General features: G+C 38.3%; 2 protein-coding genes. Both read left to right on the forward strand.

Going from position 1 to position 2,634, the window contains the following annotated elements; translation table 11 throughout:
- Window positions 1-204: 204 nt before the first annotated feature.
- Window positions 205-1,734: an IS21 family transposase gene (gene istA, locus WC614_14130; GenBank protein ID MFA5034142.1), complete on the forward strand. Its 1,530-nt coding sequence runs from the start codon at window positions 205-207 to the stop codon at window positions 1,732-1,734.
- A gap of 33 nt (window positions 1,735-1,767) precedes the next feature.
- Window positions 1,768-2,505 (forward strand): IS21-like element helper ATPase IstB, encoded by a 738-nt coding sequence (gene istB / locus WC614_14135; GenBank protein MFA5034143.1) that lies wholly within the window; start codon window positions 1,768-1,770, stop codon window positions 2,503-2,505.
- The last annotated feature ends 129 nt before the right edge of the window (window positions 2,506-2,634 follow it).

Raw genomic sequence — 2,634 nt, forward strand, 5'->3', positions numbered from 1 at the left:
GTGGAGATTCCGCGCAAACTGTACCAGTAATTCCGCGACAAGCTGTACCCCACTTTCCGCGCTAAACTGGTCCGTCTATTCCGCGGCAAACTGTGCCGCCTAAAACACATTGAAGCTCTGTTGTTTTTTAAAATATAGGTTGTAAAGATTAAACAGTAACTTACTGTAAAATCAATACAAACTATGTCAAACAAAAACATCGAAATGAGCAAACTAAGACAAATCATTAAACTCTACGCCAGTCATAAACAGGGAACACGTACAATACGTGATTTGACAGGTGTATCAAGGACAACGATAATGAAGTATATCGTACAGTTCCGTGCATCAAGAATCCCCTGGGATGAGCTATCAACGCTTAGCGATAAAGATCTGGATGATTTATTTCACACAGATACAGAGATACCGGAACCACCGGAACGGGAGAAAGAACTATATGCATTTTTTCCACAAGTGGAAAAACGGATAAAACAACCAGGGATGACTCTTTTAAAGCTATGGAAAGAGTATTCTGATAAAACCATAGATGGATACCAAAGCACCGGATTTTATAAACATTACAGGCTCTGGAAAGGACTGTCACACCCATCCATGCACATGGTACATAAAGCAGGAGATAAGATGTTTGTTGACTTTACAGGGAAAAAGCTTGAGATAATTGACGTTTCAACAGGAGAAGTTAAAACAGTCGAGGTATTTGTTGCAATACTCGGAGCAAGCCAGCTAACGTATGTTCAGGCATTGGAAAGGCAGGATATAACAGACTTTATCACAGGTTGTGAGAATGCGTTGTATTACTTTGGTGGAGCACCTGCAGCCATAGTGCCGGATAATTTAAAATCGGCAGTTACCAAAACCAATCGTTACGAGCCTACAATGAATCAGAACTTTGAAGCATTTGCAGAACATTATGGAATGGTTGTGTTACCAGCAAGAGCATATAAACCAAAAGATAAACCATTAGTCGAAGGAGCTGTGAAGATAACCTATAACCGGATTTTCACAAATCTTCAAGGACAAAAGTTTTATTCATTAGCAGAACTAAATGAAGCTATAATGATGCATCTTGAAAATCATAATAAAGCATTCTTTGTCGGGCGAACATACTCACGCATGGACCAGTTTAATGATATAGAGAAACAAGTCCTGCAGCCTCTACCCTTCATGCGTTTTGAGATGAGAGAATATGTTCAGGTTACGGTGATGAAAAACGGTCATGTGTGTCTTCATCGCGACAAACATTATTATAGTGTTCCTTCTAATCATGTAGGCAAGAAAGTGAAAATATTCTTTTCAAAAACGACCGTGGAAATCTATTACAAATACGAATTAATTACAAGCCACCTGCGTTCAAGAGCGCCACATGGTTACACTACTGTACCTGAGCATATGGCAACTTATAATAATGAGATTCTGGACTGGAATCCTCAACGTTTTATAGATGATGCAAATAAGATACACAGTGATATAGGGTATTATATTTCATTAGTAATATCAAAAAAAGCACATCCTGAACAGGCCTATAAATCATGCCAGGGCATATTATCATTTGCAAAGCGTGTCGGGAACGAAAGGCTCATCAATGCCTGTAGACGAGCACATCAGTTTGGAGTGTTTCATTATAAAATAATAGAAACTATTCTGCAAAGAAATCTCGACCAATATGATTTGGATGATGAGATCCCTCCAATGCCGGCTCACGATAACATTCGAGGAGAAGAGTATTATAAATAAAATAGAGTTTAACTAAAAAAAACCAAAACTATGATGAATGAACAAATTGTAAAAAGAATGAAAGAAATGAAATTCTACGGCATGCTCCGTGCTTTTCAAACCAGCCTGGAATCAGATGCTATGAACGCCCTTACCAAGGATGAAATGATTGCGCAGCTAATAGAAGAAGAGTGGGATGACCGATGTTGCAGAAAGATTGCACGTAATATGCAAAACGCAAAGTTCCACTACAGCGCATCTATTGAACAGATGTACTTTGAAACAGACCGCGGTATTGACAAGAATCAGGTGATGCGTCTTGCGGAATGCACATTTATTAAAAATAAAGAAAACGTAATGATTACCGGGAGCACCGGCATTGGGAAAAGCTATCTTGCATCAGCAATTGGTCAGCAGGCTTGCACTTTAGGATATAAAGTATTATATCATAATACAACCAAACTCTTTGCTAAACTTAAAATGGCTAAAGCCGATGGGTCTTATATTAATGAGATTGCAAAGCTTGAACGTCAACAGTTGCTTATTCTTGATGATTTTGGGATACAACCACTCGATGCTCAAAGTCGTTCTGCATTCATGGAAATCATAGAAGACAGGCATGAGAAGGCATCTACATTGATTACTTCACAGGTTCCGGTTGCAAAGTGGTATGAAGTTATTGGAGAAAAAACAATAGCTGATGCTGTTATGGACAGAATCATCCACAATGCTCACCGATTAGAGCTTTCAGGAGAGTCTTTGCGAAAGAAACTAAAGAAAAAAACAGATTAATTTTTATATGATAAAATAAACTATATTTGTAATGATGAAAAACAGCAGAGAAAAAACCTCAAAAGGAAATTCGTTTTTAGTGGTACAGTTTAACGCGGAATAGGTGGTCTTCTTTGCGCGGAATATCCA

Source organism: bacterium (assembly GCA_041649255.1).
Lineage (GTDB): Bacteria > Hydrothermota > UBA3073 > JACQXS01 > JAQTXJ01 > JAQTXJ01.

Excerpts from the sequence above, each read along its gene's own strand:
- istB (MFA5034143.1), top strand. The coding sequence starts at position 1,768 with ATGAATGAACAAATTGTAAAAAGAATGAAAGAAATGAAATTCTACGGC.
- istA (MFA5034142.1), top strand. The coding sequence starts at position 205 with ATGAGCAAACTAAGACAAATCATTAAACTCTACGCCAGTCATAAACAG.